At 66.4% G+C, this 26,982-nt stretch carries 27 protein-coding genes; 12 read left to right on the top strand and 15 right to left on the bottom strand.

Annotated features, from left to right (window positions below):
* Nucleotides 1–172: 172 nt before the first annotated feature.
* Nucleotides 173–1,042: a PHP domain-containing protein gene (locus tag IWX78_RS11765; RefSeq protein ID WP_196833704.1), complete on the bottom strand. Its 870-nt coding sequence runs from the start codon at nt 1,040–1,042 to the stop codon at nt 173–175.
* A 77-nt stretch (nt 1,043–1,119) separates the two neighbouring features.
* Here IWX78_RS11765 and IWX78_RS11760 point away from each other — a divergent pair, with 77 nt between their 5' ends.
* Nucleotides 1,120–2,148, top strand: coding sequence for an endonuclease/exonuclease/phosphatase family protein (locus IWX78_RS11760; protein WP_196833703.1), 1,029 nt, complete (start codon nt 1,120–1,122; stop codon nt 2,146–2,148).
* Between the two features lie 33 nt (nt 2,149–2,181).
* Nucleotides 2,182–3,642, top strand: a complete 1,461-nt coding sequence (locus tag IWX78_RS11755; protein ID WP_196833702.1) for an aminopeptidase P family protein — start codon at nt 2,182–2,184, stop codon at nt 3,640–3,642.
* Nucleotides 3,643–3,718: 76 nt separating this feature from the next.
* Here the strand turns inward: IWX78_RS11755 and IWX78_RS11750 are convergent, their stop codons facing one another.
* The gene (locus IWX78_RS11750) at nt 3,719–4,213 is read right to left on the bottom strand and encodes a general stress protein (protein ID WP_334684699.1); all 495 of its coding nucleotides are present in this window, start codon (nt 4,211–4,213) and stop codon (nt 3,719–3,721) included.
* Between the two features lie 87 nt (nt 4,214–4,300).
* Here IWX78_RS11750 and IWX78_RS11745 point away from each other — a divergent pair, with 87 nt between their 5' ends.
* The 4 genes from IWX78_RS11745 to IWX78_RS11730 are packed head-to-tail and all read left to right on the top strand — an operon-like array spanning nt 4,301 to nt 8,113.
* Complete coding sequence (locus tag IWX78_RS11745; protein ID WP_196833701.1) at nt 4,301–5,587, top strand: magnesium transporter MgtE N-terminal domain-containing protein; 1,287 nt, start codon at nt 4,301–4,303, stop codon at nt 5,585–5,587.
* 1 nt (nt 5,588) lies between these two features.
* On the top strand, nt 5,589–6,092 hold the full coding sequence (locus IWX78_RS11740) for a DUF1003 domain-containing protein (RefSeq protein WP_196833751.1): 504 nt from the start codon (nt 5,589–5,591) through the stop codon (nt 6,090–6,092).
* Nucleotides 6,079–7,236: an Mrp/NBP35 family ATP-binding protein gene (locus tag IWX78_RS11735; protein ID WP_196833700.1), complete on the top strand. Its 1,158-nt coding sequence runs from the start codon at nt 6,079–6,081 to the stop codon at nt 7,234–7,236. The genes IWX78_RS11740 and IWX78_RS11735 overlap by 14 nt, the downstream gene beginning before the upstream one ends.
* Before the next feature lie 31 nt (nt 7,237–7,267).
* Entirely contained in the window at nt 7,268–8,113 is an 846-nt protein-coding gene (locus IWX78_RS11730; protein WP_196833699.1) for a hypothetical protein, read from the top strand.
* Nucleotides 8,114–8,162: 49 nt separating this feature from the next.
* On the opposite strand, the gene IWX78_RS11725 is transcribed toward IWX78_RS11730, so the two are convergent.
* Nucleotides 8,163–8,612, bottom strand: coding sequence for a Sec-independent protein translocase TatB (locus tag IWX78_RS11725; protein WP_196833698.1), 450 nt, complete (start codon nt 8,610–8,612; stop codon nt 8,163–8,165).
* Between the two features lie 84 nt (nt 8,613–8,696).
* Between IWX78_RS11725 and IWX78_RS11720 the strand changes: the two genes are divergently transcribed.
* Nucleotides 8,697–9,326 (top strand): O-methyltransferase, encoded by a 630-nt coding sequence (locus IWX78_RS11720; RefSeq protein ID WP_196833697.1) that lies wholly within the window; start codon nt 8,697–8,699, stop codon nt 9,324–9,326.
* A gap of 74 nt (nt 9,327–9,400) precedes the next feature.
* Here the strand turns inward: IWX78_RS11720 and IWX78_RS11715 are convergent, their stop codons facing one another.
* From IWX78_RS11715 to dapE, 3 genes are all read right to left on the bottom strand, one after another.
* Nucleotides 9,401–9,574: a DUF3117 domain-containing protein gene (locus tag IWX78_RS11715; protein WP_084361480.1), complete on the bottom strand. Its 174-nt coding sequence runs from the start codon at nt 9,572–9,574 to the stop codon at nt 9,401–9,403.
* A 95-nt stretch (nt 9,575–9,669) separates the two neighbouring features.
* Nucleotides 9,670–10,899: a hypothetical protein gene (locus IWX78_RS11710; protein WP_334684698.1), complete on the bottom strand. Its 1,230-nt coding sequence runs from the start codon at nt 10,897–10,899 to the stop codon at nt 9,670–9,672.
* Nucleotides 10,886–11,989 carry a succinyl-diaminopimelate desuccinylase gene (gene dapE / locus IWX78_RS11705; RefSeq protein ID WP_196833696.1) on the bottom strand — a complete coding sequence of 368 codons (1,104 nt, stop codon included), beginning with the start codon at nt 11,987–11,989 and terminating at the stop codon, nt 10,886–10,888. The genes IWX78_RS11710 and dapE overlap by 14 nt, the downstream gene beginning before the upstream one ends.
* Before the next feature lie 75 nt (nt 11,990–12,064).
* On the opposite strand from dapE, the gene dapD reads away from it, so the two are divergent.
* Nucleotides 12,065–13,042, top strand: coding sequence for a 2,3,4,5-tetrahydropyridine-2,6-dicarboxylate N-succinyltransferase (gene dapD / locus IWX78_RS11700; RefSeq protein ID WP_196833695.1), 978 nt, complete (start codon nt 12,065–12,067; stop codon nt 13,040–13,042).
* 37 nt (nt 13,043–13,079) lie between these two features.
* Nucleotides 13,080–15,626 (top strand): penicillin acylase family protein, encoded by a 2,547-nt coding sequence (locus tag IWX78_RS11695; RefSeq protein WP_196833694.1) that lies wholly within the window; start codon nt 13,080–13,082, stop codon nt 15,624–15,626.
* Nucleotides 15,627–15,666: 40 nt separating this feature from the next.
* Here the strand turns inward: IWX78_RS11695 and IWX78_RS11690 are convergent, their stop codons facing one another.
* The 5 genes from IWX78_RS11690 to IWX78_RS11670 all read right to left on the bottom strand — a co-directional run bounded on the left by IWX78_RS11690 (nt 15,667) and on the right by IWX78_RS11670 (nt 19,938).
* Entirely contained in the window at nt 15,667–16,527 is an 861-nt protein-coding gene (locus tag IWX78_RS11690) for a hypothetical protein (protein ID WP_196833693.1), read from the bottom strand.
* 10 nt (nt 16,528–16,537) lie between these two features.
* A complete protein-coding gene (locus tag IWX78_RS11685; RefSeq protein ID WP_196833692.1) occupies nt 16,538–17,845 on the bottom strand; it encodes a citrate synthase in 1,308 nt (435 codons plus the stop codon).
* 139 nt (nt 17,846–17,984) lie between these two features.
* Complete coding sequence (gene dapC, locus IWX78_RS11680; RefSeq protein WP_196833691.1) at nt 17,985–19,103, bottom strand: succinyldiaminopimelate transaminase; 1,119 nt, start codon at nt 19,101–19,103, stop codon at nt 17,985–17,987.
* 3 nt (nt 19,104–19,106) lie between these two features.
* Nucleotides 19,107–19,424, bottom strand: a complete 318-nt coding sequence (gene fdxA, locus IWX78_RS11675) for a ferredoxin (protein ID WP_196833690.1) — start codon at nt 19,422–19,424, stop codon at nt 19,107–19,109.
* Nucleotides 19,425–19,461: 37 nt separating this feature from the next.
* On the bottom strand, nt 19,462–19,938 hold the full coding sequence (locus IWX78_RS11670) for a hypothetical protein (protein ID WP_196833689.1): 477 nt from the start codon (nt 19,936–19,938) through the stop codon (nt 19,462–19,464).
* A gap of 129 nt (nt 19,939–20,067) precedes the next feature.
* On the opposite strand from IWX78_RS11670, the gene efeU reads away from it, so the two are divergent.
* The 3 genes from efeU to efeB are packed head-to-tail and all read left to right on the top strand — an operon-like array spanning nt 20,068 to nt 23,387.
* Complete coding sequence (efeU, locus tag IWX78_RS11665) at nt 20,068–20,919, top strand: iron uptake transporter permease EfeU (RefSeq protein WP_196833688.1); 852 nt, start codon at nt 20,068–20,070, stop codon at nt 20,917–20,919.
* On the top strand, nt 20,916–22,097 hold the full coding sequence (efeO, locus tag IWX78_RS11660) for an iron uptake system protein EfeO (protein ID WP_196833687.1): 1,182 nt from the start codon (nt 20,916–20,918) through the stop codon (nt 22,095–22,097). The genes efeU and efeO overlap by 4 nt, the downstream gene beginning before the upstream one ends.
* A gap of 6 nt (nt 22,098–22,103) precedes the next feature.
* Nucleotides 22,104–23,387, top strand: a complete 1,284-nt coding sequence (efeB, locus tag IWX78_RS11655; protein ID WP_196833686.1) for an iron uptake transporter deferrochelatase/peroxidase subunit — start codon at nt 22,104–22,106, stop codon at nt 23,385–23,387.
* Between the two features lie 48 nt (nt 23,388–23,435).
* Here the strand turns inward: efeB and IWX78_RS11650 are convergent, their stop codons facing one another.
* From IWX78_RS11650 to typA, 4 genes are all read right to left on the bottom strand, one after another.
* Nucleotides 23,436–23,750: an AzlD domain-containing protein gene (locus tag IWX78_RS11650; RefSeq protein WP_196833685.1), complete on the bottom strand. Its 315-nt coding sequence runs from the start codon at nt 23,748–23,750 to the stop codon at nt 23,436–23,438.
* On the bottom strand, nt 23,747–24,475 hold the full coding sequence (locus tag IWX78_RS11645) for an AzlC family ABC transporter permease (protein ID WP_196833684.1): 729 nt from the start codon (nt 24,473–24,475) through the stop codon (nt 23,747–23,749). Before IWX78_RS11645 ends, IWX78_RS11650 begins: the two co-directional genes overlap by 4 nt.
* Nucleotides 24,476–24,478: 3 nt before the next feature.
* Nucleotides 24,479–24,913 carry a hypothetical protein gene (locus IWX78_RS11640; RefSeq protein WP_196833683.1) on the bottom strand — a complete coding sequence of 145 codons (435 nt, stop codon included), beginning with the start codon at nt 24,911–24,913 and terminating at the stop codon, nt 24,479–24,481.
* Between the two features lie 74 nt (nt 24,914–24,987).
* Nucleotides 24,988–26,895, bottom strand: coding sequence for a translational GTPase TypA (typA, locus tag IWX78_RS11635; protein ID WP_196833682.1), 1,908 nt, complete (start codon nt 26,893–26,895; stop codon nt 24,988–24,990).
* Nucleotides 26,896–26,982: the final 87 nt, after the last annotated feature.

The following is a 26,982-nucleotide window of genomic DNA, read 5'->3' as shown; positions in this document are numbered from 1 at the left end:
CGGTGCGACGACAAAATCGGCTGCCGAAACGCGAGCCGAGCAACCCTTTTTGTCGCCTACGCCAGACGGCACGCGGTGCGACGACAGGAACGGCTACCGAGACGCGACCCGAGCAACCCTTTCTGTCGTGGCAGCCGAGGGCGGCAAGCGCCGCCCCGCGGCCGCTCGCGGATTAGGAGTACACCGGTTCCGAGCCGGTCGCCTCGTCGATGATGGCCTGCACGACGGCATCCGGGGTCGTGTTCTCCCCCAGCCGGTTGGGCTTGCCGTCACCGTGGTAGTCGCTCGACCCCGTGAGAACGAGGCCGAACCTGTCGGCGAGCTGACGAAGCCGCACCTTGCCGTCCGGGGTGTTCTCGCGGTGGTCGATCTCGAGCCCGAACAACCCGGCGTCGACGAGCTCTCCGAGGTGTTTCTCATCGATCATGGCGTCGCGGCCGCGTGTGGCCGGGTGCGCGATCACGGGCACTCCCCCGGCAGCACGGACGAGTCGCACCGCCTTGAGCGGATCCGGCGCGTAGTGCGGCAGGTAGTACCCGGTCCGCGGGTGCAGGATGCCGGCGAACGCCTCGCTGCGGGTGGGCACGTGCCCGCGTGCGACGAGGGCATCGGCGATGTGCGGTCGCCCCACTGTCGCCCCCGGCGTCGTCTGCGCGACGACATCATCCCAGCTCAGGGCATAGTCGGCGGCGATCTTCGACACGATCGACTCGGCTCTTCGAAGGCGTGACTCGCGGATCCGAGCCGTTTCGGTGTTCAGGTCGCCGTCGGCTGGGTCGAACAGGTAGGCAAGCAAATGGACGCTCTTGTAGCCGAACCGGGTGCTGAACTCCATGCCGGGAATCAGGGTGACCCCGACGTCACGTGCTGCCACGGATGCCTCGTGCCAGCCCGCAGTCGAGTCGTGGTCGGTCAGCGCCACCACTCCCAGACCCGCTCCGGCGGCCTGCCGCATCACCCGTGAGGGCGATTCGGTTCCGTCAGAGACCCGGGAGTGGGTGTGAAGGTCCGCTGGCCCGGTGAAGAGGGGAACGGCGGTCATCCTCACAGTTTATGGCGAGCGCCACGCCAGCAGTTTCCGGGCTACTCCCAGTCCGACCTCGATAGTGTTGCAGCACCATGCTCAGATTCCTCGGCGCCATCGCCACCGTCGCGATCGCCGTCGGCCTGCTCGTCGTCACCTGGCCGCAGTTCTTCGGCCTGCAGACCACCTGGATCATCGCGCAGATCACGTCGATGCGATCACTCGCGGTCGTCGCCGCCCTGCTCGCCGCCGTCGCATTCGCGCTTCTCGCGCTGCTCCGCCCCATGCGGGCATTCGCAGGCAGCATCGTCGTTCTGCTTCTCCTCTTCGCCGTCGGAAACGCCGCCATCGTCGTCTCACGCGGCCTCGGGAACACCACGTTCGCCGAGAAGACTCCGGACTCGATCACCGTGCTCAGCTGGAACACCCTCGGTGCCGCCCCGGGTGCCGCCGCCGTTGCCCAGCTCGCGATCGACTCAGAAGCCGATGTCATCTCTCTCCCCGAAACTCCGCAGGAGACCGGGATAGAGATCGCCGAGACCATGCGCGCCGCCGGTCGCCCGATGTGGGTGCACACCGAGTGGTTCGACCAGATCTCTCCCGCACGATCGACGACGGTGCTGATCAGCCCAGACCTCGGCGACTACATGAAGGTCACCAGCAACGAGGAGCGTGACGACAACACCACGGTTCTGCCCACCGTCATCGTCGAGCCCGTCGACGGCGACGGGCCGACGTTCGTAGCCGCGCACGCCGTCGCCCCGATCACCGGTCAGATGCAGAACTGGCGTGACGACCTGGCCTGGCTCGCCGAGCAGTGCCAGGCAGACAACGTCATCATGGCCGGGGACTTCAACGCCACCGTCGACAGCATGGCCGGCCTCGGCAGCACACCGGATGCCGCGCTCGGCGCCTGCGTCGACGCTGGCCGCTCGTCTGGCAACGGCGCCGTGGGGACCTGGACCACCCGCATCCCCGCCCTGGTCGGCTCCCCCATCGACCACGTCATGGCCACCCCGGACTGGACGGTCACCGGGATGCGGGTCGTCACCGAGCTCGACGGCACCGGGAGCGACCACCGACCAGTGATCGTGCAACTCAGTCGCGAGGTTGCCGCAGGCTGACGGTTGACCGCCCATCGGTGGAACAATGGGCACATGCAGACCGCAAACAACACCCCGGCCACGATCTCGACCCCTGGCGTGGCACCCGCAAGCGACGAGACCACCAGCGAAGAACCGCGTGGCACCTCGAACCGGTCGACCACCCCGGCCTCGAGCCAGTTCCAGGACTTCATCGGATCGAACTGGGCAGACCGCGTCGACGAACTCCCCGCTCCGCGCGAGCAGGCGGCATTCGCCGCCGGGCGACGAGCCCGCCTGTCAGCGGCATTCGCCGGCAGTCGACTCGTGATCCCGGCAGGCGCGCTGAAGCAGCGCTCCAACGACACTGACTACCCGTACCGTGCACATTCGGCGTTCGCGCACCTCACCGGGTGGGGCGCGGACGCCGAGCCCGACTCCATCCTCGTGCTCGAACCCAACAACGATGGACACGACGCGACCCTCTACTTCCGCGAGCGGGCCGACCGCACGTCGAACGAGTTCTACGCCAACCCGGCGATCGGCGAGTTCTGGATCGGCGCACGCCCGTCACTCGCACAGGTGGCGGCAGACCTCGGATTGGCGACGGCCCACATCGACGCCTTCGAAACGACGGATGCCGATCGCACGGTCGAAAAAGACGCGGAGCTCACCACGTTCCTCTCCGAACTCCGGCTGGTGAAGGACGAGTACGAGATCGCCCAGATGCGGCTCGCCGTCGATGCGACCGCGCGCGGTTTCGACGACGTGATCGCGGACTTCCCCCGGATCACCACCCACACGCGGGGCGAACGCGCCGTCGAGGGCGTCTTCTACACCCGGGCACGGCTCGACGGGAACGCCGTCGGATACGACACCATCGCCGCATCCGGACCTCACGCGTGCATCCTGCACTGGACCCGCAACGACGGCCCGGTCTCCCCCGGTGACCTCATGCTCCTCGACGCCGGCGTCGAGGTCGACAGCCTGTACACCGCAGACATCACCAGGACACTGCCCGCGAACGGCCGGTTCACCGATGTGCAGCGCGCTGTCTACGAAGCCGTGCGTGAGGCGGCGGACGCCGCCTTCGCGATCGTGCGCCCTGGCATCATCTTCCGTGATGTCCACGCCGAGGCCATGAAGGTCATCGCGAAGCACACCGCGGCGTGGGGCATGCTCCCGGTGACCGCCGAGAAATCACTCGAACCGGAGAACCAGTTCCACCGCCGCTACATGGTGCACGGGACCAGCCACCACCTGGGAATCGATGTGCACGACTGCGCCGCGGCCCGCCGCGAGATGTACCACGACGGTGAGGTCAGGGAAGGCATGGTGTTCACGATCGAACCCGGGTTGTACTTCCAGCCGGACGACCTCTCGGTTCCAGCGGAGTTCCGCGGCATCGGCGTGCGCATCGAAGACGACATCCTCGTCACGGCGACCGGGGCCGAGGACCTGTCTGCCGGTATCCCGCGCACAGCGGACGAGGTCGAGGCCTGGATTCGACGCCTGAGTCCGTCGACCGACGGCTGAACCGCTGACCTCCAGGTCCGCGTCGACGAGCGCTCTGCGGCCGGCGCCTACTTCTCAGCGCCTATTTTCTCAGCGCCTATTTCTCAGCGCCACTGAGCACGTTCTTCGCGCGGTTGGCGAGGTCGGGAGCGACGGTGACCGCATAGTTCGTCGCGATGACCTGCATCACCGATGTGAAGTCTCGCCTGCGCCGGTTGATCGAGTACGACACGATCGTGAACATCATGCCGAACGCCGCACCGATCAGGACAGCGGCTCCGACGAAGACCAGGTCGGATGCCGGGTTGATGATCACGAGAAGCAGCCCGAAGAACAGACCGAGCCAGGCGCCGCTGAGCGCACCTGCACCCGCTGCGCGACCGTAGCTCAGCTTGCCGGTGACGCGTTCGACGCTCTTCAGTCCGTCACCGACGATCGACACCTGCTTCACCGGAAAATCGGCCTGGGCGAGAAGATCGACGGCGCGCTGGGCTTCGCTGTATGTCTCGAAGCTCGCGATCGTTTCGCCGCGGGGGATGACGGTGTCGATGGGCCCACGGGACATGCCGCGGCGCTGCTGTTGGTTGCTCACCCTCCCATTGTCCCATCCCCCGCTGTCAGTCGGGCGGGGCGACCGGTCGCAGCCCCTACTCTCGGGTTCGCCCACTAAGTTAGAGGGGTGAGTGGCACCAGAGTTTTCGTCGCCCGTCTGGCCGGGTGCACCGTTTTCGACCCTGCGGGAGACCGTGTGGGCAAGGTGCGCGACGTCCTGGTGGTCTACCGACAAAACGATCCGCCGCGCGTTGTCGGCCTGATCGTCGAGATTCCGGGCAAACGCCGGGTGTTCGTGTCGATCGGACGAGTCACCTCCATCTCCTCCGGGCAGATCATCACCACCGGCCTCATCAACGTGCGACGCTTCGAGCAGCGCGGCGGAGAGGTGCGGGTCATCGCCGAACTGCTCGGCCGCAAGGTCCTCTTCGTCGACGGTTCGGGTGAAGCGACGATCGAGGATGTCGCGATCGAAGAGGTCGGTCCGGGTGCATGGTCTGTCAGCCAGTATTTCGTCCGCCGGCCCAAGGTGTCGTCGTCGCCGTTCGCGAAGGGTACGACCACTTTCGCCACCTGGCGCGAGATCCGCGAGAAGCAGACCGGCAGTGAGGCGCAGTCGGCCGAACAGCTGATCGCCACGTACGCCGACCTGAAACCGGCCGACCTCGCCAACACCCTGCTGGACCTGCCCCAGGACCGCATGATCGAAGTGGTCGAAGAGCTCCCGGATGACCGGCTCGCCGACGCCCTCGAGGAGATGCCCGAAAGCGACCAGGTCCACATCCTCACCGAACTCGGCGATGAACGCGCTGCAGATGTGCTCGACCAGATGCAGCCGGACGACGCCGCCGACCTCATCGCCCAGTTGCCGACCGAACGCGGCGAACACCTGCTCCAGCTGATGGAGCCCGAGGAAGCAGAAGACGTCCGGATGCTCCTCGCGTTCGCCCCGGACACGGCGGGTGGACTCATGACCACGGAACCCGTCATCCTGTCGGCGGATTCCACGGTCGCTGAAGCACTCGCCCTCATCCGTCGCCCCGAGCTTCCGCCCGCGCTCGGCGCAGCGGTCTGCATCACGCTGCCGCCGTACGAACCACCGACCGGCCGATACCTCGGCATCGTGCACTTCCAGCGGATGCTCCGCTACCCGCCGCACGAACGGCTCGGCTCGATCATGGACCAGAGTCTCGACCCCGTCACAGCCAAGGCATCCGCCGCTGAGGTGTCACGCATCCTGGCCAGCTACGACCTTGTCTCCGTGCCGGTCGTCGACGACACCCACCGACTTGTCGGGGTGGTGACGATTGATGATGTCCTCGACTACCTGTTGCCCGATGACTGGCGAAGTCAGAATGATGACGAAGCAGTAGCACCACACAGACCACAGGGAAGGAGGGCAGCCCGTGCCTAAGATGCGCAGAAACGAGGTCCGCCTCGACGCCCCGAAGGGCCTTCGCTCCTCGATGCTCCCCGGCCGCAACCGTGAGTCGAGCGACCGCTTCGGCCGGTTCACCGAATGGGTCGCCCGCAAGATGGGAACCCCCGGGTTCCTCATCGGTCTGTCGCTGTTCTGTGTCGCCTGGATCGCATACAACACGTGGGGACCGGAGAACTTCCGGTTCGACTCCGCCGCGTTCGGCTTCACGGCCCTCACCCTCATCCTGTCCCTGCAGGCGTCGTATGCCGCCCCGCTCATCCTCCTCGCGCAGAACAGGCAGGACGACCGTGACCGCGTGCAGATCGAGCAGGACAGGCAGCGGTCGGAGCGCAACCTCAACGACACCGAATACCTCGCCCGTGAGGTCGTGGCACTTCGCCTCGCGATGAAGGACATGGCGTCGAAAGACTTCATCCGCCAGGAGCTCCGCGGGCTGCTGGAGGAGCTCGACAAGGACAGGGGCGATGTCCAGCGCTGACCTGGAGGCCCGTATCCACACGGCCCTCCAGCGGGTCATCGACCCGGAGATCCGCAAGCCGATCACCGAGTTGGGTATGGTCGCCGGGATCGACGTCGATGATGCGGGCGCGGCATCCGTCGCGATCTCCCTCACCATCGTCGGCTGCCCTGCCGCGACCGCGATCGAGCGTGACGTCACCGCTGCGGTGGCCTCGGTCCACGGGGTCACGTCGACGACGATCAGGATCGGCGTGATGACCCCCGGGGAACGGCGGGCTCTGACCGACAGGCTCCGCGGCGCCAAAGCAACCAGGGTCATGCCGTTCGGCCCCGAGTCGCTCACCCGGGTCATCGCCGTCACCAGCGGCAAGGGTGGCGTCGGCAAGTCGACGCTCACCGCCAATCTCGCGGTCGAACTCGCCGCTCGCGGCCTGGCCGTCGGAATCGTCGACGCCGACGTCCACGGCTTCTCCATTCCCGGCCTGCTCGGGCTGACGGATGCCGCCGCGAAAGCCGGTGCGATCACCCGGCCCACCCAGGTAGGTGACCTCATCCTCCCTCCGATCGCGCACGGGGTGAAAGTCATTTCGATCGGGATGTTCGTCGAGCCGGGGGCGGGAGCGGCCGTCGCCTGGCGCGGACCCATGTTGCACCGGACGATCACACAGTTCCTCACAGACGTCTACTTCGGTGACCTCGACGTGCTTCTGCTGGACCTGCCGCCGGGGACGGGAGATGTCGCCATCTCGATCGGCCAGACTCTCCCCCACGCCGATGTCCTTGTCGTCACGACACCGCAGCCCGCTGCCGCCGACGTCGCCGAGCGCAGCGGAATCGTCGCGCGGCAGACCGGCCAGCGCGTGATCGGCGTCGTCGAGAACATGGCGGGTCTCGTACAGCAGGACGGAAGCATCCTGTCGCTGTTCGGCGAGGGTGGAGGAGCCGAGGTCGCCAGGCGCCTCAGCCAGACGGATTCCGCGGTACCGCTTCTCGCCTCGGTGCCGTTGAGCGTTCCCCTCCGCGCCGGTGGAGACTCCGGGATGCCGGTCGTGCTCGCTGCACCGCTCGATCCGGCGAGCGTCGCCATCCGCTCCGTTGCTGATCGGCTTCTCGCCCCGGGGCGTGGCCTGGTCGGGCGCAAACTCGGTCTCTCTCCGGTCTGACACCATCATGCGACGATCAGGGACTCTCGGCGTGAGCGCGACAGTGCTCGCACTGCTCACCGCACTCAGCGGCTGTGCGACGTCGGCGCCGACTGCGGTTGAACCTCCGACGTTGCCGGACGGGATCAGGGTCGAAGTGCTGCAGGGCAGGACCGACTATTCGAGCGGCACGCTCGTCATTCGTGTCATCAACGCGTCGAAGACAGATCTCGATCTCAGCAGGGCCAGCCTCGAGGCGGCCGGGTTCGCGGATCCCGCTGTCTGGGAACGCGGTACCACCGTGGTCGCCGGAACGACCGTCGACCTCCGTGCCCCGGTACCCGGTCCCGATTGCACGGAAAGACCGGGAGACCCTGAGGTGACGCTCACGGTCGGTGCCGACGACGCGACAGACGTCGTCGACGCGACGGATCCGCTCGGGACGCTGGATCGACTCCATGCCTCCGCGTGCATCTCGGTGCTGGTGGACATGATCGTCCGGATCGACGTCACGGTCCCGGAGATCGATGGCGCCGGAGCGGGATCTGTTGCGGTCCTCCCGCTGACTCTCACACCGACCGGCGCAGACGGGACCGTCGAGATCGGCGACATCCGGTCGACTCCCCTGCTCCGCCCTGCGCCGACCGATGATGGACAGGGAGAGAACTGGCCGGTGTCGCTCGTCGTCGACGCCGCATCCGACCCCACCGAGATCGCCATGCGCATCGTGCCTGCGCGCTGCGATCCGCACGCGATCGCCGAAGACAAGGTCGGCACCGTGCTCGTTTTCCCCGTCACGTTCGCCGACGGAACCACGGGCGACTACCGGCTCGTCCCACCGGACGATGTTCGTGAGCAGCTACTCGACTTCGTTCGGGAGCACTGCAACCTCGACTGACCATCACCGACGAATCGTCAGCTCGTTGGCTCGTCAACTCGTTGGCGCGTCAGGTCGATTCGGCGTCGAACGGCGGCGGGTCGACCGTTTCCCCCGCCGCGATTCTCCCACCGCGATCGGCCGCGGCCTGCGACACGACCCTCGGTGCCGACGAGGCAGCAGACGCCGATGCAGCAGCGGCGACAGACGCTCCCGCCGCACCGGCCGCCGCCGGCGGCCTGATCACCGGGGCGGGGTCCGGGTCGTCATCGAGCAACGCCTCACGGATGATCCGGCGCGGGTCGTACTGCCGGGGATCCAGCTTCTGCCAGTCGACCTCGTCGAACTCAGGACCCATCTCGTCGCGCATCCGGTCCTTCGCTCCCCGCGCCATGTCGCGCAGGGAACGGATCAACTGTGCGAGCCTTGCCGCATAGCCAGGGAGGCGTTCAGGTCCCAGCAGGAAGACAGCGATCACCGCGATGATGAGCAGCTTCTCGAACGTCAGGCCAAAGAACACAAGTTCAGACTATCGCGCCGCGCCTCGCAATCCAGCGAGGCGAGCGCCGGTACTGTAGTGCCAACCACCATCGGGAGCGAAGAAGTGTCTGAACAAGATTCCAACTGGAAGTACGCCGACTACATCGTCACCGAATCCGAGGCGATCGCCAAAGCGCGAGCGCAGTCCCTCGAGCTCGGCATCGAACCGCTGTCCCCGGCGATGGGCGCGCAGGTCGCCGTGCTCGCCGCAGCCACCAACGCGGTCAACATCGTCGAGATCGGCACCGGCGCCGGCGTGTCCGGTCTCTGGCTCCTTCGCTCGTCCACGCGCTCGGTACTCACCTCCATCGATTCCGAGGTCGAACACCTCGGGTACGCCCGGCAATCCTTCGCCGATGCGCGCATCGCATCGAACCGGGTGCGTCTCATCACCGGCAAAGCCCTCGACGTTCTGCCGCGCATGAACGAGAACTCCTACGACCTCGTGTACGTCGACGGAGACCCTGCCCAGGTCATCGAGAACGTCGAACACGGGCTGCGCCTCGCCCGCACAGGAGGAACCGTCCTCGTTCCGCACGCTCTCTGGCGTGGCCGGGTCGCCGATCCGGCCCAGCGCGACGACGTCACCAGTGCGTTCAGGACCCTGGTGCAGGAGATCGCATCCTCTGCTGCCGTCGTCAGCGCCCTCTCCCCCGTCGGTGACGGACTGCTGCAGATCACGAAGCTCGATTAGAGCCCGATACGACAAAAGACGCGGATGCGTGTGGTCGGGTGACCACGAGCATCCGCGTCTTCATGCGTGTTGGACTACGCCGGAGAAACAACCCCGGCAAGTGCATCGTGAAGTTCTTTGGCCTCTGCATCGTTCACGGAGACGACGAGTCGCCCGCCGCCTTCGAGCGGAACCCGCACGATGATCAACCGACCCTCCTTCACGGCCTCCATTGGCCCATCCCCAGTCCTCGGCTTCATCGCTGCCATTCGGCTCCCCTTTCGTGGCTTTGACTTCTATTATCCGCCATGCAGGGCGGGCAGACGAAATCCGACAGCATCAGTGCCCGTAACTGGGGTCACGATCACGGCGGCGTCCAGTCGTATCCGTCGACCCTCCAGGCGATCAGGACCCAGCCCACCTGCCCGGCGAGAGAGAGCGCGACCACGGCAATGCGGTACGCCGGCGAGCGTGGTTGCGCCACGACTCCGGCGAGTGGGAACACCGGCATGAGCAGCCGGAACGTACTGGATTGGGGGAAGAAGACCGCAAAGAGATAGATCAGGTAGCTCGCCACCCAGAGTCGCAGATCGACCCCCAGCCGTTTGGCCGGTCGCGATACGAGCAGCGCAACGGCACCGGCGACGAGCACGGCCACTCCGCAGAGACCCCACCAGAAGCCGGGGGGAAGACCGAGCCAGCGGACCGCCCACCAGTCGAGGCCCTGGAACCACGGCGCGAACGGAACCAGATGGGTGTAGCCGATGTAGCTGGATCGCCAGGCGAGTTCGGTGTCTGTGTATGCCGTGACCGAGCCCGTCACCGCCCAGGCGACGAGCAGCCAGCCGAGTCCGAACACCCCGCTCGCGACCGCGGTGACCGATGCCGCGACCACCTCGCCGCGCGGGAAGGGTTCGCGGCGGCGGTGCCACCAGCGGTAGCAGACGTGCAGGGTGAGGAACAGGGCGAAGGCCAGTCCGCTCGGCCGCGTGAACGACATCACGGCGAGAAGAGGGAGAAGCACCCAGTACCGGCGCTCGAGCACCAGGCAGAGTGCCGCCGCGAGGAACAGAAGGTGCATCGACTCGGCGTACGCCACCTGCAGGACCGGTGCCAGCGGCGAAACCGAATACACCACGACCGCGAACATCGCCGTCGCCGGAACAAGCACCATGCGGAACAGCTTCGCGATGAGCACGGCAGACGCGAAGCCGCATGCAACGGAGATGACGACAGCTGCCGGCGCCCACGGCAGCCCGGTGACGAGCATCAGCAGGCGAACGACGGCCGGGTACACCGGCATGAACGCCCAGGCGTTCTCGCCGACGTGCCCGTCAGCGGTCAGCGGCAGCTCACTCGGATAGCCGGCCTCGGCCACGATGTTGTACCAGCGGCCGTCCCAGATCGACGCGAAATCGGCGTAACCGGGGCCCGCTCCGGTCCAGGCATTCGCGGGCTGCCCGGCGGCAACGACGAGAAGGATGCCCGTGGTGACGATGCGGGCTGCAGCAAAGATGAGAAGCGCCTGCCCCCACCACGGGATGCGCCGCAACAGGTCGGGCACCGACCTGTGTTCCAGGTCAGTCACTGGCACCGGTCAGCCAGGTCCGGAGTGCGGACTCGCAGCCGGTGATCTCGTCGAGCGCGACCCGTTCGTCGTCGGCATGAGCTTTCAGCGGATCGCCCGGGCCGTAATTCACCGCGGGGATGCCCAGGGCCGAGAAGCGGGCCACATCGGTCCAGCCGTACTTCGGGAGCGCTCGCCCCCCGACGGCGGAGAGGAACTCCTGCGCGATCGGTGCGTCCAGTCCCGGCCGGGCGCCGTCGGCGGCATCCGTCAGCAGAACGTCGAAACCTGCGAAAACGTGACGGATGTCATCCGCCGCCTGCGCTGCCGTCCTGTCGGGCGCAAAGCGGTAGTTCACCTCGACGGTGCAGGCGTCAGGGATGACGTTGCCCGCGACTCCCCCGGTGATACGGACCGCATTGAGCCCCTCGCGGTAGACGAGCCCGTCGACCTCGGTCGAGCGGGGCTCGTATGCGGCGAGGATCTCGAGAATCGGCGCGGCTTTGTGGATGGCGTTCTCACCGACCCAGCTGCGGGCCGAATGGGCGCGACGGCCGGTTGTCGACACCTCGACGCGCAACGTTCCGTTGCAGCCGCCCTCGATGTCTCCCCTGGTGGGCTCACCGAGGATGGCGAAGTCTCCGGTGAACAGGTCGGGGCGGCGTTCGGCGAGCAGCCGCAGGCCATTGATATCGCTCGACACCTCTTCGTTGTCGTACCACATCCACGTCACGTCGACGAGAGGAGCGGTGAGTTCGGCGGCGAGCGCCAGTTGCACGGCAACGCCACCCTTCATGTCGACCGTCCCACGGCCCCAGAGATAGTCGCGCCCGTCGATGGTCTCGAACCGGGTGGGGAGGTTGTCGTTGAGGGGAACAGTGTCGATATGGCCGGCGATGATCACACGGGTGTCCCGGCCGAGCGCGGTCCGGGCGACGACGGTGTTTCCGTCGCGGATGACGTCGAGGTGAGAGAACGGGACGAGCGCCAGCTCGATGGCGTCTGCGAGGAGGGCTTCGTTCCCGGACACCGATTCGATGTCACAGATCGCCCGGGTGAGTTCCACCGTTCCGGCGGCGAGGTCGAGAACAGGGACGGTGGTGAACGATTCCGGCATCGCCCCAGTCTACGGTCGTCGAAACCCTGCGGCCCGGCGTCGTCGGGCGCAGGCTGGATTCGCTAGCCTTGACCCATGACCTCCGCTCCCGAGCCCAGCTCCGCACCGACACACGCGTGGGGCTACGGCCTCGCCACCGTGTCCGCAGAAGGAACCGTCCTCGACACCTGGTACCCGGAACCGCGCCTCGGCACACTGCCCGTCGGGCGCGAACGCTGGATCGCCCCAGCAGAGATCGAAGCGCTGGCCATCCCGGACGAGCGTCGCAACGTGCGCGTCGACATCGTGACAGTCGACATCGACCTTCAGGCACCGCCGCGTGACACCGCAGATGCCTACCTGCGCCTGCACCTGCTCAGTCACCTCCTGGTCCGCCCGAACACCCTCAACCTCGACGGTATCTTCGGGCACCTTCCGATCGCCGTCTGGACGAATGCCGGCCCGGTGGCACCCGAGGACTTCGACCGTCTGCGCCCGGCGCTGTCTCGACAGGGCATCCACGCGACCGGGATCGACAAGTTCCCGCGCCTGCTCGACTACGTCACCCCGGCGAAGGTACGCATCGCCGACGCGTCGCGTGTGCGACTCGGTGCCCACCTCGCACCAGGTACCACCGTCATGCATGAGGGTTTCGTCAACTTCAACGCAGGCACACTGGGATCGTCGATGGTCGAAGGCCGCATCTCCCAGGGCGTCGTCGTCGGGGACGGTTCAGACATCGGGGGCGGCGCATCCATCATGGGAACTCTCTCGGGTGGCGGAACACAGCGGGTCTCGATCGGTGCACGCGCGCTGCTCGGCGCCAACTCAGGTATCGGCATCTCGATCGGAGACGACAGCGTCGTCGAGGCCGGCCTCTATGTCACTGCTGGGACCAAAGTCGTCGTTCTCGACGGCCGGACCACGGACAACGGCAGCCCCCTCACCGTCAAGGCCGTCGAGTTGTCCGGAGTGCCGAACATCCTCTTCCGTCGCAATTCTCTCAGCGGTGCCGTCGAGGTGCTCCCCCGCAGCGGTGCCGGCATCCAGCTGAACGCCGCCCTGCACGCCTGACCGGAATCATTTTCCCGACCTCTCACAAAGGAGTGATGTGGCCAGCACCAGGACACCCGGCAGACGCTCACGCGCCTTCACCGTCTTTCTCAGCATCGTGTCCGTTTTCGTCGTCGTCGTTCTTCTCGGCGGCGGCATCCTCGTCTGGACCGTGCAGCGCTCTTTCCCACAGCTCGCCGGTGACCTCACCGTCGCCGGGCTCGACGGGGAGGTCACCGTGTTGCGTGACGACGCTGGCATCCCGACGCTCGAGGCGGACAGCGCTCACGATCTCTTCCTCGCTCAGGGGTTCGTCCACGCGCAGGACCGGTTCTGGGAGATGGATTTCCGTCGCCACGTGACGAGCGGCCGCCTGGCCGAGTTGTTCGGTGAGGCGCAGGTGGGAACAGACACCTTCGTACGCACCCTCGGCTGGCGAGCGGTCGCCGAAGAGGAGGTCGCGCTGCTCGACGAGAAGACCCTCGGCTGGTACCAGGCATACGCCGACGGTGTGAACGCCTACCTCGACCAGCGGAGTGGTGCCGACCTGTCGCTCGAGTACGCCGTGCTCGGGTTGCAGAACCCCGGCTACGAACCCGAGAAATGGACTCCGGCGGATTCCGTGGCCTGGTTGAAGGCGATGGCATGGGATCTCCGTTCCAACCTCGAAGACGAGATCGACCGGACGCTCATGGCGACCGAACTGACTCCGGAGCAGATGGCGCAGGTCTACCCGCCGTACCCGTACAGCGAGAACCCGACCATCGTTCCGTCCGACCCGCCTGCCCCTGCACCGGCATCCGTCGGAACCGCCACCCCGATCGCAGCGATCAGTGACGAGACCGTCGACTCCCTCGTCGAGCTGCGCGGCATCCTCGCGGCGATGCCCGCCCTGCTCGGGCGTGCCGGGTCCGACATCGGCTCGAACTCGTGGGTCGTTTCCGGCGAACTGACCGAGTCCGGCCTGCCGCTCCTCGCCAACGACCCGCACCTCGGCCCTGCGCTCCCCTCGGTCTGGTACCAGATGGGCCTCCGCTGCTCCACCGTGTCTGAAGCCTGCCCGTTCGACGTCGGCGGATTCAGCTTCTCCGGCATGCCAGGGATCATCATCGGCCACAACAGTCAGGTTGCCTGGGGGTTCACGAACCTCGGACCGGACGTCGCCGACCTCTACCTCGAGAAGGTCTCCGATGACACGGTCGAACTCGACGGTGTCCTGCAACCTCTGACCATCCGTGAGGAGACGGTGAAGGTGGCCGGCGGCGAGAACGTCCCGATCCGCATCCGCTCGACGTCCCGTGGCCCGCTTGTCACCGACATCAGCGACGAGTTCGGAACGATCGCCGCCGACTATCCGGCGACGGCGGAGCTCCCCGATGGCAGCTATGAGTTGTCGCTGCAGTGGACGGCGCTGACACCGGGACGCACTCCCGGCGCGATCTTCGCGGTGAACCAGGCAACCGACTGGGATTCGTTCCGTGAGGGTGCGAAGCTCTTCGACGTTCCGTCACAGAACCTCCTCTACGCCGATGTCGACGGGAACATCGGCTATCAGGCCCCCGGGCTCATCCCTGTGCGGCTGAGTGGAGACGGAACCGTGCCACAGTCCGGCTGGACAAGCGGAACGGGCTGGTCGGGCTACCTCGACTTCGAATCGCTGCCGACTCTGTTCAACCCTCCGTCCGGTTACATCGTCACCGCCAACAATGCGGTCACAGGGGCATCGTTTCCCAGCCTGATCACCCGCGACTGGGATGCCGGTTACCGTGCATCACGCATCGTCGAGCGCATCGAGGAGGGAATAGCATCCGGCGCGGATTTCACCGCAGATGACATGAGTTCGATCCAGGCAGACAACACCAACGCCATCGCCGAACGGCTGGCGCCATACATCGCCGACCTCGCGCCGTCGAGCAACGCCAGGCTCGGTACGGATCTCCTCGAAGGCTGGGATTTCTCGGACGACGCCGACAGCGCCGAGGCTGCCTACTTCAACATCTTCTGGCGCAACCTGCTCGAGAACACCTTCGCGCCGAAGGTGCCAGACGAGACCCCGCCGGCGGGCGGTTCGCAGTGGTTCCAGGTCGTCGCCGGCCTGCTCGACGACCCAGAATCGGAGTGGTGGGCGAGCGAGGACGATTCCATCGTCACCAGGGACGACGCCCTCACGCTCGCGCTGAGTGAAGCGTGGACCGAGGCCGAGCGCACCATGGGCAGCAACCCGGACGACTGGACCTGGGGTGAACTGCACACCCTCACCATCCGCAACGGCAGCTTCGGCGAGTCGGGCATCGCTCCGATCGAGATGCTGTTCAACCGCGGGCCGTACGAACTGGGCGGAGGGTCCTCCGTCGTCAACGCTGTGGGCTGGTACGCACCGGACGGTTACACGGTCGACTGGGTCCCGTCGATGCGGCAGGTCGTCGACCTGTCCGACTTCGACGCGTCGACGTGGATCAATCTCACCGGCGCCTCCGGCCACGCGTACCACAGCAACTACGTCGACCAGACGACGCTCTGGCAGAAGCACGAGACCCGGGTCTGGCCGTTCAGCCCGGATGCCGTGAAGCAGGCGACGCGTGACACTCTGACGCTGTCCCCGTAATCGCGGAGACTCGACGGCGGGCCTCCGCTCGCCGTCGGAGTCAGGCTGTGTCGAGGATGAAGGCGACCGCGTCGATCGGCGGCCAGGAGTCGACGTCGTCAAGTGGGTCGTCGCCGCCGAACCCGTCGAGTTCCGGAGTGTCCGGCACGACGTCGAGCAGCAGCGACCGCGGACGTCCGCCTGATACGAGAAGGAACGCCTCGACCGGTACCCCGGCGCTGCTGAGAAAACGCGCGCGGACGGGGAATGTGGCGTCGTGCGGCACCGCACGCGGCAGGCTCTCGTCGACGGAGAACTCGAGCCAGCGGCTGAAGACCCGCTCGTCATCGTCTGACCAGTGCTCCACGCGGGCGCTCGGCCAGTGGGCACGCAGTTCGGCTGCACCGTGACCGTCGGTCGCTGACAGCATCCCATCGACGAGGGCCCGGACAGCGGGGTCGACTGGCGTGAATCGCGGCCAGTCCCCGTCAGAGCCGTCGTGGTCGGCTTCGGTCTGGGCCGGATCGATGCGGTAGGCCGCGAGCGAGAGCGCTGCGGATGCCACGGCGATGCTCAGCCGTGGACGACGCACCCCGGCGCGCCTGAGCACGCCGACGATTCTCGCGTCGATTCGCTCGCTCAGTTCACCGAGCCCGAAGGTCGTGCCGACCAGGGCGGCAATGATCCCCGCTCGTGCGATCGGGTTGTCTCGCAGAGCATCCGATCGCCGCAGTTCGAGGAGCACGAGGCCTCCGGTCACAGCGGCGGTGAAGCCGCGGAATGCCAGCCGTCCGCCGAGGGACAGCTTCGCCGGATCGACGAGACTCAGTGCGCCGACAACCACGGAGGAGGCCACCCCGTACTCGATCCGCCGGGGATCGACGACGTTGGCCAGGAGCCGTTTTCCTGTCGAGGCAGTCATCGGATGCCCGTCAGCGCTGCGGCAGGTCGCGTTCCACTGCACCGGTGTACAGCTGCTGCGGACGACCGATCTTGGTCTGCGGGTCGGTGTTCATCTCGCGCCAGTGCGCCACCCAGCCGGGCAGCCGGCCGATGGCGAACAGCACGGTGAACATCCGGGTCGGGAAGCCCATCGCCTTGTAGATGACGCCAGTGTAGAAGTCGACGTTCGGGTAGAGGCGACGTTCCTTGAAGTAGTCGTCCTCCAGGGCGATCTGCTCGAGTTCCTTCGCGAGGTCCAGGAGGGGATCGGAGACGCCGAGCTGTGCGAGGACCTCGTCTGCGCTCTCCTTGACGATCTTGGCGCGCGGGTCGTAGTTCTTGTAGACGCGGTGACCGAAGCCCATGAGCTTCACCCCGTCTTCTTTGTTCTTCACCCGGTCGACGAATCGCTGGACACCCTCGCCGGAGTCACGGATCCGCCCGAGCATCTCGAGTACGGCCTCGTTCGCGCCGCCGTGCAGCGGACCGGAGAGCGCGTTGATGCCTGCGGAGACTGACGCATACAGGTTCGCACCGGTGGAACCCACCAGTCTGACCGTCGACGTCGACGCGTTCTGTTCGTGGTCGGCGTGCAGAATCAGCAGACGGTCGAGGGCGGTCGACAGGACGGGGTCGATGTCGTACGACTCCGCCATGTTGCCGAAGTTCAGACGGAGGAAGTTGTCGACGAAGCTCAGGCTGTTGTCCGGGTACAGGAAGGCCTGGCCGAGTGCCTTCTTGTGCGCGTACGCGGCGATGATCGGCAGTTTCGCGAGCAGCCGGATGGTCGTGAGCTCGACCTGTTCGGGGTCGTGCGGGTCTGCTGGGGTCTCGTAGTAGGTCGAGAGCGCCGAGAGCGCACTCGAGATGACGGCCATCGGGTGGGCCGTGTGGGGCAGAGCGGAGAAGAAGTGCTTGAGATCCTCGTGGAGGAGCGTGTGCCTGCGGATCTTTTCGTCGAACTGGCCGAGCTGGTCTGCGGTCGGCAGTTCGCCGTGGATGAGGAGCCAGGCAACTTCGAGGTAGGTCGACGACCCGGCGAGCTGCTCGATCGGATACCCGCGGTAGCGGAGGATGCCAGCGTCACCGTCGATGTAGGTGATGTCTGACTTCGTCGCTGCCGTGTTCACGAACCCGTAGTCGAGTGCAGTGAGACCCGTCTGCCGTGTCAACGTCGACACGTCGATGCTCGAGGCACCCTGGCTGGAGCCGAGGAGCGGAAACTCTGCGGTGCCACCGGGGTAGGTCAGCGTCGCTTTGTGATTTCCTGCACGGAAGTCCTGCTCGACGTCGCCCACGGCGCCTCCTTGTGATGGTGTATCTCGTTCGTTGAAACCCGTGCACGAATCGCTGTCAGCGGCGCGCAGTCCGAATACAGCCTAATCGGCTCCTGAGCCAACTGTCGCATCCGCCAACGACACCGTGACGCGGTTGGAGCTATCCCCCAGCAACGCTCTCCCGCAAACGCTCGGCGGCCGAGCTGATCCGTTCATCCGTCGCGGTGAGCGACAACCTGACGTGCTGAGGGTAGAAGTCGCCGTAGAAAGAGCCGGGACCGGCGAGGATACCGAGGTCGGCGAGACGACCGATCGAATCCCACGCGTCCCTGTCCTCCGTTGCCCACAGGTAGAGTCCTGCCTCACTACGGTCGACGCGGAAGCCTGCGGCTTCCAGCGCCGGAAGCAGGACGTCGCGGCGGGCCTGATACAGCGCCTTCTGATCGACGACATGCTGGTCGTCGCCGAGGGCTGCGATCATCGCCGCCTGGAGCGGGCCGGGAAGCATGAGTCCGGCGTGTTTACGCACATTGAGCAGACGGGCGATGGTCGTGGCACAGCCGGCCGCGAACGCCGCCCGGTAGCCGGCCATGTTGGACTGCTTGCTCAGCGAGTAGATCGCGAGAATTCCCGATGTGTCGCCGTCGGTGACCCGGGGATCGAGGATGCTGGGAATCGGCGTCGCATCCCAGCCGCGCGCCCAACCCAGTTCGGCGTAGCACTCGTCGTCGATGATCAGCGCACCGAGTTCGCGGGCACGTCCGACAGCGCGCCGCAGTTCGTCGACGTCGAGCACTCGGCCGTCCGGGTTCCCCGGCGAGTTGAGCCACACCAGCCTGGTGTTCTCCGGCCATTCGGATGGGTCATCGGATGCCACTGCGTCTGCACCGGCGAGAGCGGCTCCGATCGCATAGGTCGGGTATGCGGCACGCGGATGCACGATGACGTCGCCCGGACCGACACCGACCATGAAAGGCAGGAGGGCGACGAGTTCCTTCGAGCCGATGCTCGGAAGCACCTCGTCGACCGTGAGGCGGGGAACGCTGCGCCTGCGCGCGAACCAGTCCACGATCGCCTCACGCAGCGCGGGAGTTCCGGCCGTCGTCGGGTAGGCGTGCGCGTCGGTCGCCGCAGCGAGCGCGGAACGCACGACTTCCGGTGTGGGGTCGACCGGGGACCCGATGGAGAGGTCGGCGATGCCGTCAGGGTGGGCGCGCGCGCGGGCCGCGAACGGCACCATGGCATCCCACGGGTAGTCGGGCAGTGGCTGGAGCGCCACCGGTCAGGCCTGGGGAGGGAGGGCGGAAATCACCGGGTGATCGTACTTGATCACGCCGACCTTCGCTGCCCCGCCTGGAGAGCCGACCTCGTTGAAGAATTCGACGTTCGCCTTGTAGTAGTCGGCCCATTCCTCGGGCAGGTCGTCCTCGTAGTAGATCGCCTCGACCGGGCAGACCGGCTCACAGGCACCGCAGTCGACGCATTCATCCGGGTGGATGTACAGCGATCGTTCGCCCTCGTAGATGCAATCGACGGGGCATTCATCGATGCACGCTCGGTCTTTGACATCCACACAGGGGAGGGCGATCACGTAGGTCACAGTTGCTTGATTCCCTTCGAAAACAGGTGAGGCAAGTCTACGCCTCGGGCCGGTGCTGCTCGTGCGCCTGCACGTTCGCGACCCCGTCGTGCGACGCCGGGGGTCGCTGTGGCATCCGCGGCCAGGCAACGACGACGGTGGCGATCAGCACCGGTCCGACCGTCCAGATCAACCCGGGAACCCCCTGCGGGATCAGAACGGTGCCGCCGCTGCTCGCGAGGGAGAACAGCCCGATGACTCCGATCATGCCGAGCGCTGCGCAGATCACGGCGAGGCGGTCGACGAAGACGAGCCGGAACCCGATGAGGAGTGCCAGTGCCCCGATCAGGGCGAGGACAAGCGCAACCGGGAGCGTGAGCTCCCCGATTCGGAGAACGTTCTGGTGTGCGACGGTGCCGACAGCGCCGTAGACGGCTCCGACGAAGAACGACAACGCCGCCCCGGCGATGCGTGTGCCGGGCGTCACGCGCGAACCGGGCGAGACGGCGGGCGGCTGGATGTCGGTCGAGGTCACTCGCCACAGTGTAGCTGGACAGCATGCGAGCTCCCGGCTAAGGTCATGTTTGGTTAGCCTAAGCTAACCTCCCCTCCCACTTGGCCGAGTCACAGCAGTGGCGCGTGCCCGTACCGCCCAGAAGGATCCGTGTTCGCAAATTACCTGATTGGCCTCCGCGAGGGCCTCGAAGCGGCGCTCATCGTCGGCATCCTCATCGCGTATCTGGTCAAGATCGACCGACGGGACCTTCTGCCCCGCATCTGGACCGGGGTCGGCGTCGCGATTCTTGCCTCGCTCACGACCGGGGCCGCGCTCACTTTCGGCCCATACGGCCTGAGTTTCCAGGCCACGGAGATCATCGGCGGGATGCTGTCGCTGATCGCTGTCGGATTCGTCACGTGGATGATCTTCTGGATGGGCCGGACGGCCCGAGACCTGAGCAGAAACCTGCGCACAGGCGTGGACCGTGCGGCATCCGGTGCCGGCTGGGGCCTCGTTCTTCTGGCCTTTCTCAGCGTCGGACGCGAAGGCATCGAAACCGCCCTGTTCGTCTGGTCGACCGTCGGGCCACGCAGCACGGGGACAGAAGCGGTCACCGGCGTGCTGCTCGGCATCGCCACCGCCGTCGTTCTCGAGGTGCTCATCTACCGCGGCCTCATCACTATCAACCTCACCGCGTTCTTCACCTGGACCGGCTACGGCCTCATCGTCGTCGCAGCCGGCGTGCTTGTCTACGGGATCGGCGACCTGCAGGAGGCCGGCCTGCTTCCCGGTTGGGGTGTGACCGCTTTCGATGTGAGCGCCGCCATCCCTCCGACGAGCTGGTACGGAACACTGCTCGGCGGAACCGTCAACTTCACCCCGGCACCCACCTGGCTCCAGCTGGGCGGCTGGCTGGCCTACGTCGCCGTCAGCATCCCGCTCTTCGCACGACTCACCGGTCGCCCGACAGCATCCCCCATCCCCGCATCCGCCCCCCTCTCTGGAGCAACCTCATGACCATCAGGCCTGTCCTCGGCTTCGCCGCCCTCACCGTCGCTGTCATCACCCTGTCCGGCTGCGTCGCCAACAACACCGGAACCGAAGCGCTGACGGTCGCCATCACCGACGACAGTTGCGCCGTGTCGGCCGCGACGGCGACATCCGGCGCGATCACCTTCAGTGCGACGAACAACGGCACGGCCGTGAACGAGTTCGAGATCCTCGCCGACGACAAACTCCGGATCGTCGGTGAGAAGGAGAACATCACCCCAGGGCAGACCGTGGATTACGTGATCCAGCTCGAACCAGGTACCTACTACACGGAGTGCAAGCTCGGCATGGTCGGTGCGGGGATCGGAACAGCGGAGTTCACGGTGACCGGAACAACCGGCGCGGTCGACGCCGACGAGCGGGAACGTGCGGATGCTGCGGTGACCAACTACGTCTCATACGTGAAGGACCAGGTCGGCGAACTCGTTCCCGCCGTCGACACGTTCGCCGAAGCATATGCGTCGGGCGACGACGACACGGCTCGCTCGTTGTTCCCCACCACCCGGGTGCATTACGAACGGATCGAACCGACAGCTGAAGCCTTCGGCGACCTCGACCCCCAGCTCGACTTCCGCGAGCCGATGGCGGAGGAAGACGGCATCGAGTTCACCGGATTCCACCGGATCGAGAAGGATCTGTGGGCTCCGGACGGCTTCACCCCGAGCAGCGCAGCCGAACGTCGTATACTCGCCGACGACCTCATCTCCGACGTCGGCACGCTGTACGACCTCGTCTACTCGGACGACTTCACCGTGACCCTGTCCGACATCTCGAACGGGGCCATCGGGCTGCTCGACGAGGTCGCCGCGTCGAAGATCACCGGCGAGGAAGACGAATTCAGTCACACCGACCTCTGGGATTTCCAGGCCAACGTCGAAGGGGCATCCGTCGCATACGGGAACGTCCGCGAGATCGCGGAGGCACGCGGCGAAGACGGGAGCGCGCTTGTCGCCGACATCGACGAGCAGTTCGAGAACCTCAACTTCCTGCTGGCGCAGCACGGCAGTCTGGCGGACGGCTTCACCTACTACGACGAGCTGACCCCGGAACAGATCAAGGAGCTCTCAGACGGCATCAACGCGCTCGCCGAGCCGCTGGCCGTTCTCACCCACACCGTTCTCGACATCCCCGAACCGACGGAGTAGGCAGACATGGCTGAACCCGGGCCGGAGCACTCCGAGCGGAGCGGCCTGTCCCGTCGCGGCCTGCTCGCCCTCGCCGGGGCCGCAGCCGGTGGGCTCGCCGTTGGCGGAGCATCCGGTGCCGCCATCGGCGCTGCCGTCGCCGCCATCCCAGCAGGAACGGCGACGACGTACCCATTCTTCGGCGCGCACCAGGCGGGGATCACCACGCCGGCTCAGGACCGTCTGCATTTCGCCGCGTTCGACGTGTCACGCACGACGGACCGTGCCGACCTCATCGAACTCCTCCAGGACTGGACCTTTGCCGCGGCGCGGCTGACCAGGAGCCTCGATGTGAGCGAGGACGGCGCGGTCGGCGGATCGGATGTCGCCCCACCGGACGACACCGGCGAAGCCCAGGGGCTGCCAGCGGCCGGGCTGACCATCACGTTCGGTTTCGGCCCGACCCTGTTCACGACGGCTGACGGGATCGACCGCTTCGGAATCGCCGGACGCAGACCGGCAGCACTCGTTGACCTGCCGCACTTCGCAGGAGACACGCTCGACGAACGGATCTCAGGTGGTGACCTCTGTATCCAGGCCTGCGCCGATGATCCTCAGGTGGCGGTCCATGCCATCCGTAACCTGTCGAGGATCGCTTTCGGCCGGGCGGCGCTGCGATGGTCACAGCTCGGTTTCGGTCGCACGTCATCGACCTCGACGACACAGGTCACGCCGCGCAACCTCTTCGGCTTCAAGGACGGGACCGCAAACATCAAGGCCGAGGACAGCGCGTCTGTCACCGACCAGGTCTGGGCGGCCTCAGAAGACGGTGCCGACTGGATGGCCGGAGGCTCGTACCTCGTCGCGCGCAAGATCCGGATGATCATCGAGACCTGGGACCGCGCATCGCTCGGCGAGCAGGAGCGGATCGTCGGCAGGACCAAGGGCGACGGGCGTCCGCTTACCGGCGGCACCGAATTCACCGAACCGGACTTCGACGAGTCAGGCAGAACTGCACTCGACCGCGACGCCCATGTGCGTCTCGCCCATCCGAGCACGAACAATGGGGCCAGGCTGCTGCGTCGCGGATACAACTTCGTGGACGGCAACGACGAACTCGGCCGCCTCAACGCCGGGCTGTTCTTCATCTGCTTCCAGCGCGACCCGCGCACGCAGTTCATCCCGATCCAGAAGCGGCTGGGGAGAAGCGACCTGATGAACGAATACGTCAGACACATCGGGTCCGGCATCTTCGCCGTACCTGCGGGTGCCACCGAAGGCGGCTGGGTCGGCTCGGCGCTCTTCGCCTGATCGGGTTCGCGCCGGCTGCACTCTCGAGTCCACAGAGACCCGATTCGCTCAAGCCATCCCCGCCCACAGGCGAAGCAGCGCAGCGACGACGGCAGCCGCGACGACCACCACGAGAAACGGCGCCCGCAGCCAGTACAGCGCTGCGGCGACGACGAGAGCGGGGACCCGGGCGTCGAGCACGAGTTGCTGGCCCGTGCCGAGCGTCTGCACCGCGATGAGGGCCGCGAGCAGGGCGACGGTGAGCAGGTCGGCGGTTCGGGCGGCCGCCGGCTTCTCCAGCCAGTGCGGCGGCACCGCATATCCGGCCAATTTGATCGCCACGCACGCGATCGAGGCAAGAAGCACCACGTGCCAGACGGTCATGCCACTCCCCCGTTTCCGGACGGATGCCGTGGGCCCAGCCAGTTCGTGACGCCAACGACAACAGCGACGAGCGCCGCGGCGATGACCGGAACCCCCGGCGCGACAGCCGGGGTGAGGGCAGCGGCCAGCACAGCAGCGGCTCCGGCGACGGCGATGGTCTGGTGGCTCTTCAACCGGGGCCAGAGCAGCCCGAGGAAGGCAGCGGCCGCCGCTGCATCGAGCCCGTACGCGCGCGTGTCACCGAGCAGATCGCCGATCAGCGCCCCGGCCAGAGTCGTGAGATTCCAGCCGACGTATACGACGGTCCCCGTCACCCAGAACCCACGCCTCGCTGCGGCGGGGTCGTCCTGGGCGAGGGCGACCGCTGTCGATTCGTCGATGGTGATCCAGGCCGCTGCGGCATCCCGCAACCAGCCGTTACCGCCGACGAGAGGCTTCATCCGCATTCCATAGGCGGCGTTGCGGGACCCGAGAAGCACAGCGCTGGCGACGGCCGCCGGTCCGGCGGCAACACCACCGGACGCGAGAACACCGACGAGCGCGAACTGCGACCCTCCGGTGAACATCAGCAGGCTGAGAACACAGGCCTGCCAGACGTCGAGCCCGGCGGCAACAGCCAAAGCCCCGAATGACACACCGTATGCAGCAGTGGCTATTCCGACTGCGATTCCCTGCCGGGTTGCCGCTCGTTCAGGGTAGGGAGCCGGGCGGTCGCGCCGTCGCATCGGTCAGAGCGGTACGACCGTGTACACCACGGTGTCAGGGGACGAAACGACGGTGACCTGGAAGCTGTCGCTCGTCGTGGAAAGGACCGAGCCGTCGGCGTTCGAGGCCCGCCCCGTTTCGGTGAAGCCGGCGTCTGTGAGGAGTTCGGATGCCGCGTCGCCTGCATCTTGCGCAGTGACGTTCACCACCCACCCGGCTGTGCCGTTGACGGTCGTCGCCGCCCCCATCACGTCGCCGGGGACGAGCGGCACCTCGGCTTCGGGGAAGCCCTCAGGGAGACCGCCGCTGAGGTTCACGTCGAGTGCCCCGCCGGAGGCATCCTCGATCGCCTGCTCCACTCCTCCGGAGATGCCGTCGCCGATCTGGGTGCAGCCGGTGAGGGTGATCGGGGTGACCAGGCACGCGAGGACAAGGATGACGAGTCGGGGACGGGGCATGACTTCAGGTTACCGGCTAACGTCGAAACGCCCGGGAGACCCCGGGCGCTTCGATCCGCTGATGCGGCTGTGTTCTAGTCGTTCTGCTTCTTGAGGCGGCTCGTGTTGCGCGCACGGGCGTTCGCGTCGAGCTCGACCTTGCGGATGCGGACGATCGCCGGGGTGACTTCGACACACTCGTCTTCGCGGGCGAACTCGAGGCACTCTTCCAGAGACAGCTGGCGTGACGGCGTCATCGATTCGAACGTGTCCGAGGTCGACTGGCGCATGTTCGTCAGCTTCTTCTCCTTGGTGATGTTGACGTCCATGTCGTCGTTACGCGAGTTCTCACCGATGACCATGCCCTCGTAGACCTCTTCGGTCGGGTTGACGAAGAACGTCATCCGCTCCTGGAGGGCGATGATGGCGAACGGGGTGACGACGCCTGAACGGTCGGCCACGATCGAACCGTTGTTGCGGGTGACGATGGCGCCGGCCCACTCGTCGTAGCCGTGGGAGATCGCGTTGGCGATTCCGGTGCCGCGGGTGAGCGTCATGAACTCGGTACGGAAGCCGATGAGGCCGCGCGACGGAATGATGAATTCCATGCGGACCCAGCCGGTGCCGTGGTTGGCCATGTTCTCCATGCGGCCCTTGCGAGCGGCCAGCAGCTGGGTGATGGCACCGAGGTACTCTTCGGGAACGTCGATGGTGAGGTGCTCGAACGGCTCGTGCGTCTTGCCGTCGACCTTGCGGGTGACGACCTGCGGCTTGCCGACCGTGAGTTCGAATCCTTCGCGGCGCATCTGCTCGACGAGGATGGCGAGGGCGAGTTCTCCACGGCCCTGGACCTCCCACTTGTCCGGCGCACCGATGTCGAGGACACGGAGCGAGACGTTACCGACGAGTTCGCGGTCGAGGCGGTCCTTGACCATGCGGGCGGTGAGCTTGTGACCCTTGACCTTGCCGACGAGCGGTGAGGTGTTCGTTCCGATGGTCATCGAGATGGCCGGCTCGTCGACGGTGATCGTCGGGAGCGGGCGAACGTCGTCGGGGTCTGCGAGGGTCTCGCCGATGGTGATGTCCGGGAATCCTGCGACAACGACGATGTCACCGGGGCTGGCACTCTCGGCCGGGTAGCGGTCGAGAGCCTTGGTGATGAACAGCTCGGTGACGCGCACGTTGTGCACGGATCCGTCGTACTTGACCCAGGCGACCGTCTGGCCCTTCTTGATCGTGCCCTGGAAGATGCGCAGCAGCGCGAGGCGACCGAGGAACGGAGACGCGTCGAGGTTCGTGACGTGGGCCTGCAGGGGGTGCTCGTCGTCGTAGACGGGTGCGGGGATGTGCTTGATGATGGCGTCGAACAGCGGCTCGAGGTCGTCGTTGTCCGGGAGCGTCCCGTTGTCGGGCTTGTTCCAGCTCGCGGCACCGTTGCGGCCGGATGCGTACACGACGGGCACGTCGAGGACGGCGTCGAGGTCGAGGTCAGGAACGTCATCCGCCATGTCGCTGGCGAGGCCGAGGAGAAGGTCCTGGCTCTCGGCGACGACCTCATCGATGCGGGCATCGGGGCGATCCGTCTTATTGACGAGGAGGATGACGGGCAGCTTGGCCTCGAGCGCCTTGCGGAGCACGAATCGCGTCTGCGGGAGTGGGCCTTCACTGGCGTCGACGAGGAGGACGACGCCATCGACCATGGACAGGCCGCGCTCGACCTCTCCACCGAAGTCGGCGTGGCCGGGGGTATCGATCACGTTGATCGTGATCGGACCGTTGGTGGCGTGCTTGCCCTTGTACGACACTGCCGTGTTCTTGGCGAGGATCGTGATGCCCTTTTCGCGCTCGAGCTCGTTCGAGTCCATGGCGCGCTCTTCGAGGTGTGAGTGCTCGGCGAACGAGTCCGTCTGACGGAGCATGGCGTCTACCAGCGTCGTCTTGCCGTGGTCAACGTGAGCAACAATGGCTACGTTTCGGAGGTCGTCGCGCGAAGCTTGCGCCATGAAGAAAATCCTTACAGAGATGGATGCCGCTGGAATTCGGTGCGGCTGGAAGTGGATGAGTGGACACAGAGCCCGACCCAACAGAAT

This window comes from Mycetocola sp. CAN_C7 (assembly GCF_015752285.1).
GTDB lineage: Bacteria > Actinomycetota > Actinomycetes > Actinomycetales > Microbacteriaceae > Mycetocola_A.
The sequence above is the reverse complement of the archived record's forward strand: the minus strand, read 5'-3'. Positions and strand labels throughout refer to the sequence as shown.

Bases quoted from the DNA above. Each gene is read 5' to 3' on its own strand.
- IWX78_RS11765 (WP_196833704.1), bottom strand. From the start codon at position 1,042: ATGACCGCCGTTCCCCTCTTCACCGGGCCAGCGGACCTTCACACCCAC.
- IWX78_RS11760 (WP_196833703.1), top strand. From the start codon at position 1,120: ATGCTCAGATTCCTCGGCGCCATCGCCACCGTCGCGATCGCCGTCGGC.
- IWX78_RS11755 (WP_196833702.1), top strand. From the start codon at position 2,182: ATGCAGACCGCAAACAACACCCCGGCCACGATCTCGACCCCTGGCGTG.
- IWX78_RS11740 (WP_196833751.1), top strand. From the start codon at position 5,589: ATGCGCAGAAACGAGGTCCGCCTCGACGCCCCGAAGGGCCTTCGCTCC.
- IWX78_RS11735 (WP_196833700.1), top strand. From the start codon at position 6,079: ATGTCCAGCGCTGACCTGGAGGCCCGTATCCACACGGCCCTCCAGCGG.
- IWX78_RS11715 (WP_084361480.1), bottom strand. From the start codon at position 9,574: ATGGCAGCGATGAAGCCGAGGACTGGGGATGGGCCAATGGAGGCCGTG.
- dapE (WP_196833696.1), bottom strand. From the start codon at position 11,989: ATGCCGGAATCGTTCACCACCGTCCCTGTTCTCGACCTCGCCGCCGGA.
- dapD (WP_196833695.1), top strand. From the start codon at position 12,065: ATGACCTCCGCTCCCGAGCCCAGCTCCGCACCGACACACGCGTGGGGC.
- IWX78_RS11690 (WP_196833693.1), bottom strand. From the start codon at position 16,527: ATGACTGCCTCGACAGGAAAACGGCTCCTGGCCAACGTCGTCGATCCC.
- efeO (WP_196833687.1), top strand. From the start codon at position 20,916: ATGACCATCAGGCCTGTCCTCGGCTTCGCCGCCCTCACCGTCGCTGTC.
- efeB (WP_196833686.1), top strand. From the start codon at position 22,104: ATGGCTGAACCCGGGCCGGAGCACTCCGAGCGGAGCGGCCTGTCCCGT.
- IWX78_RS11650 (WP_196833685.1), bottom strand. From the start codon at position 23,750: ATGACCGTCTGGCACGTGGTGCTTCTTGCCTCGATCGCGTGCGTGGCG.
- IWX78_RS11645 (WP_196833684.1), bottom strand. From the start codon at position 24,475: ATGCGACGGCGCGACCGCCCGGCTCCCTACCCTGAACGAGCGGCAACC.
- IWX78_RS11640 (WP_196833683.1), bottom strand. From the start codon at position 24,913: ATGCCCCGTCCCCGACTCGTCATCCTTGTCCTCGCGTGCCTGGTCACC.
- typA (WP_196833682.1), bottom strand. From the start codon at position 26,895: ATGGCGCAAGCTTCGCGCGACGACCTCCGAAACGTAGCCATTGTTGCT.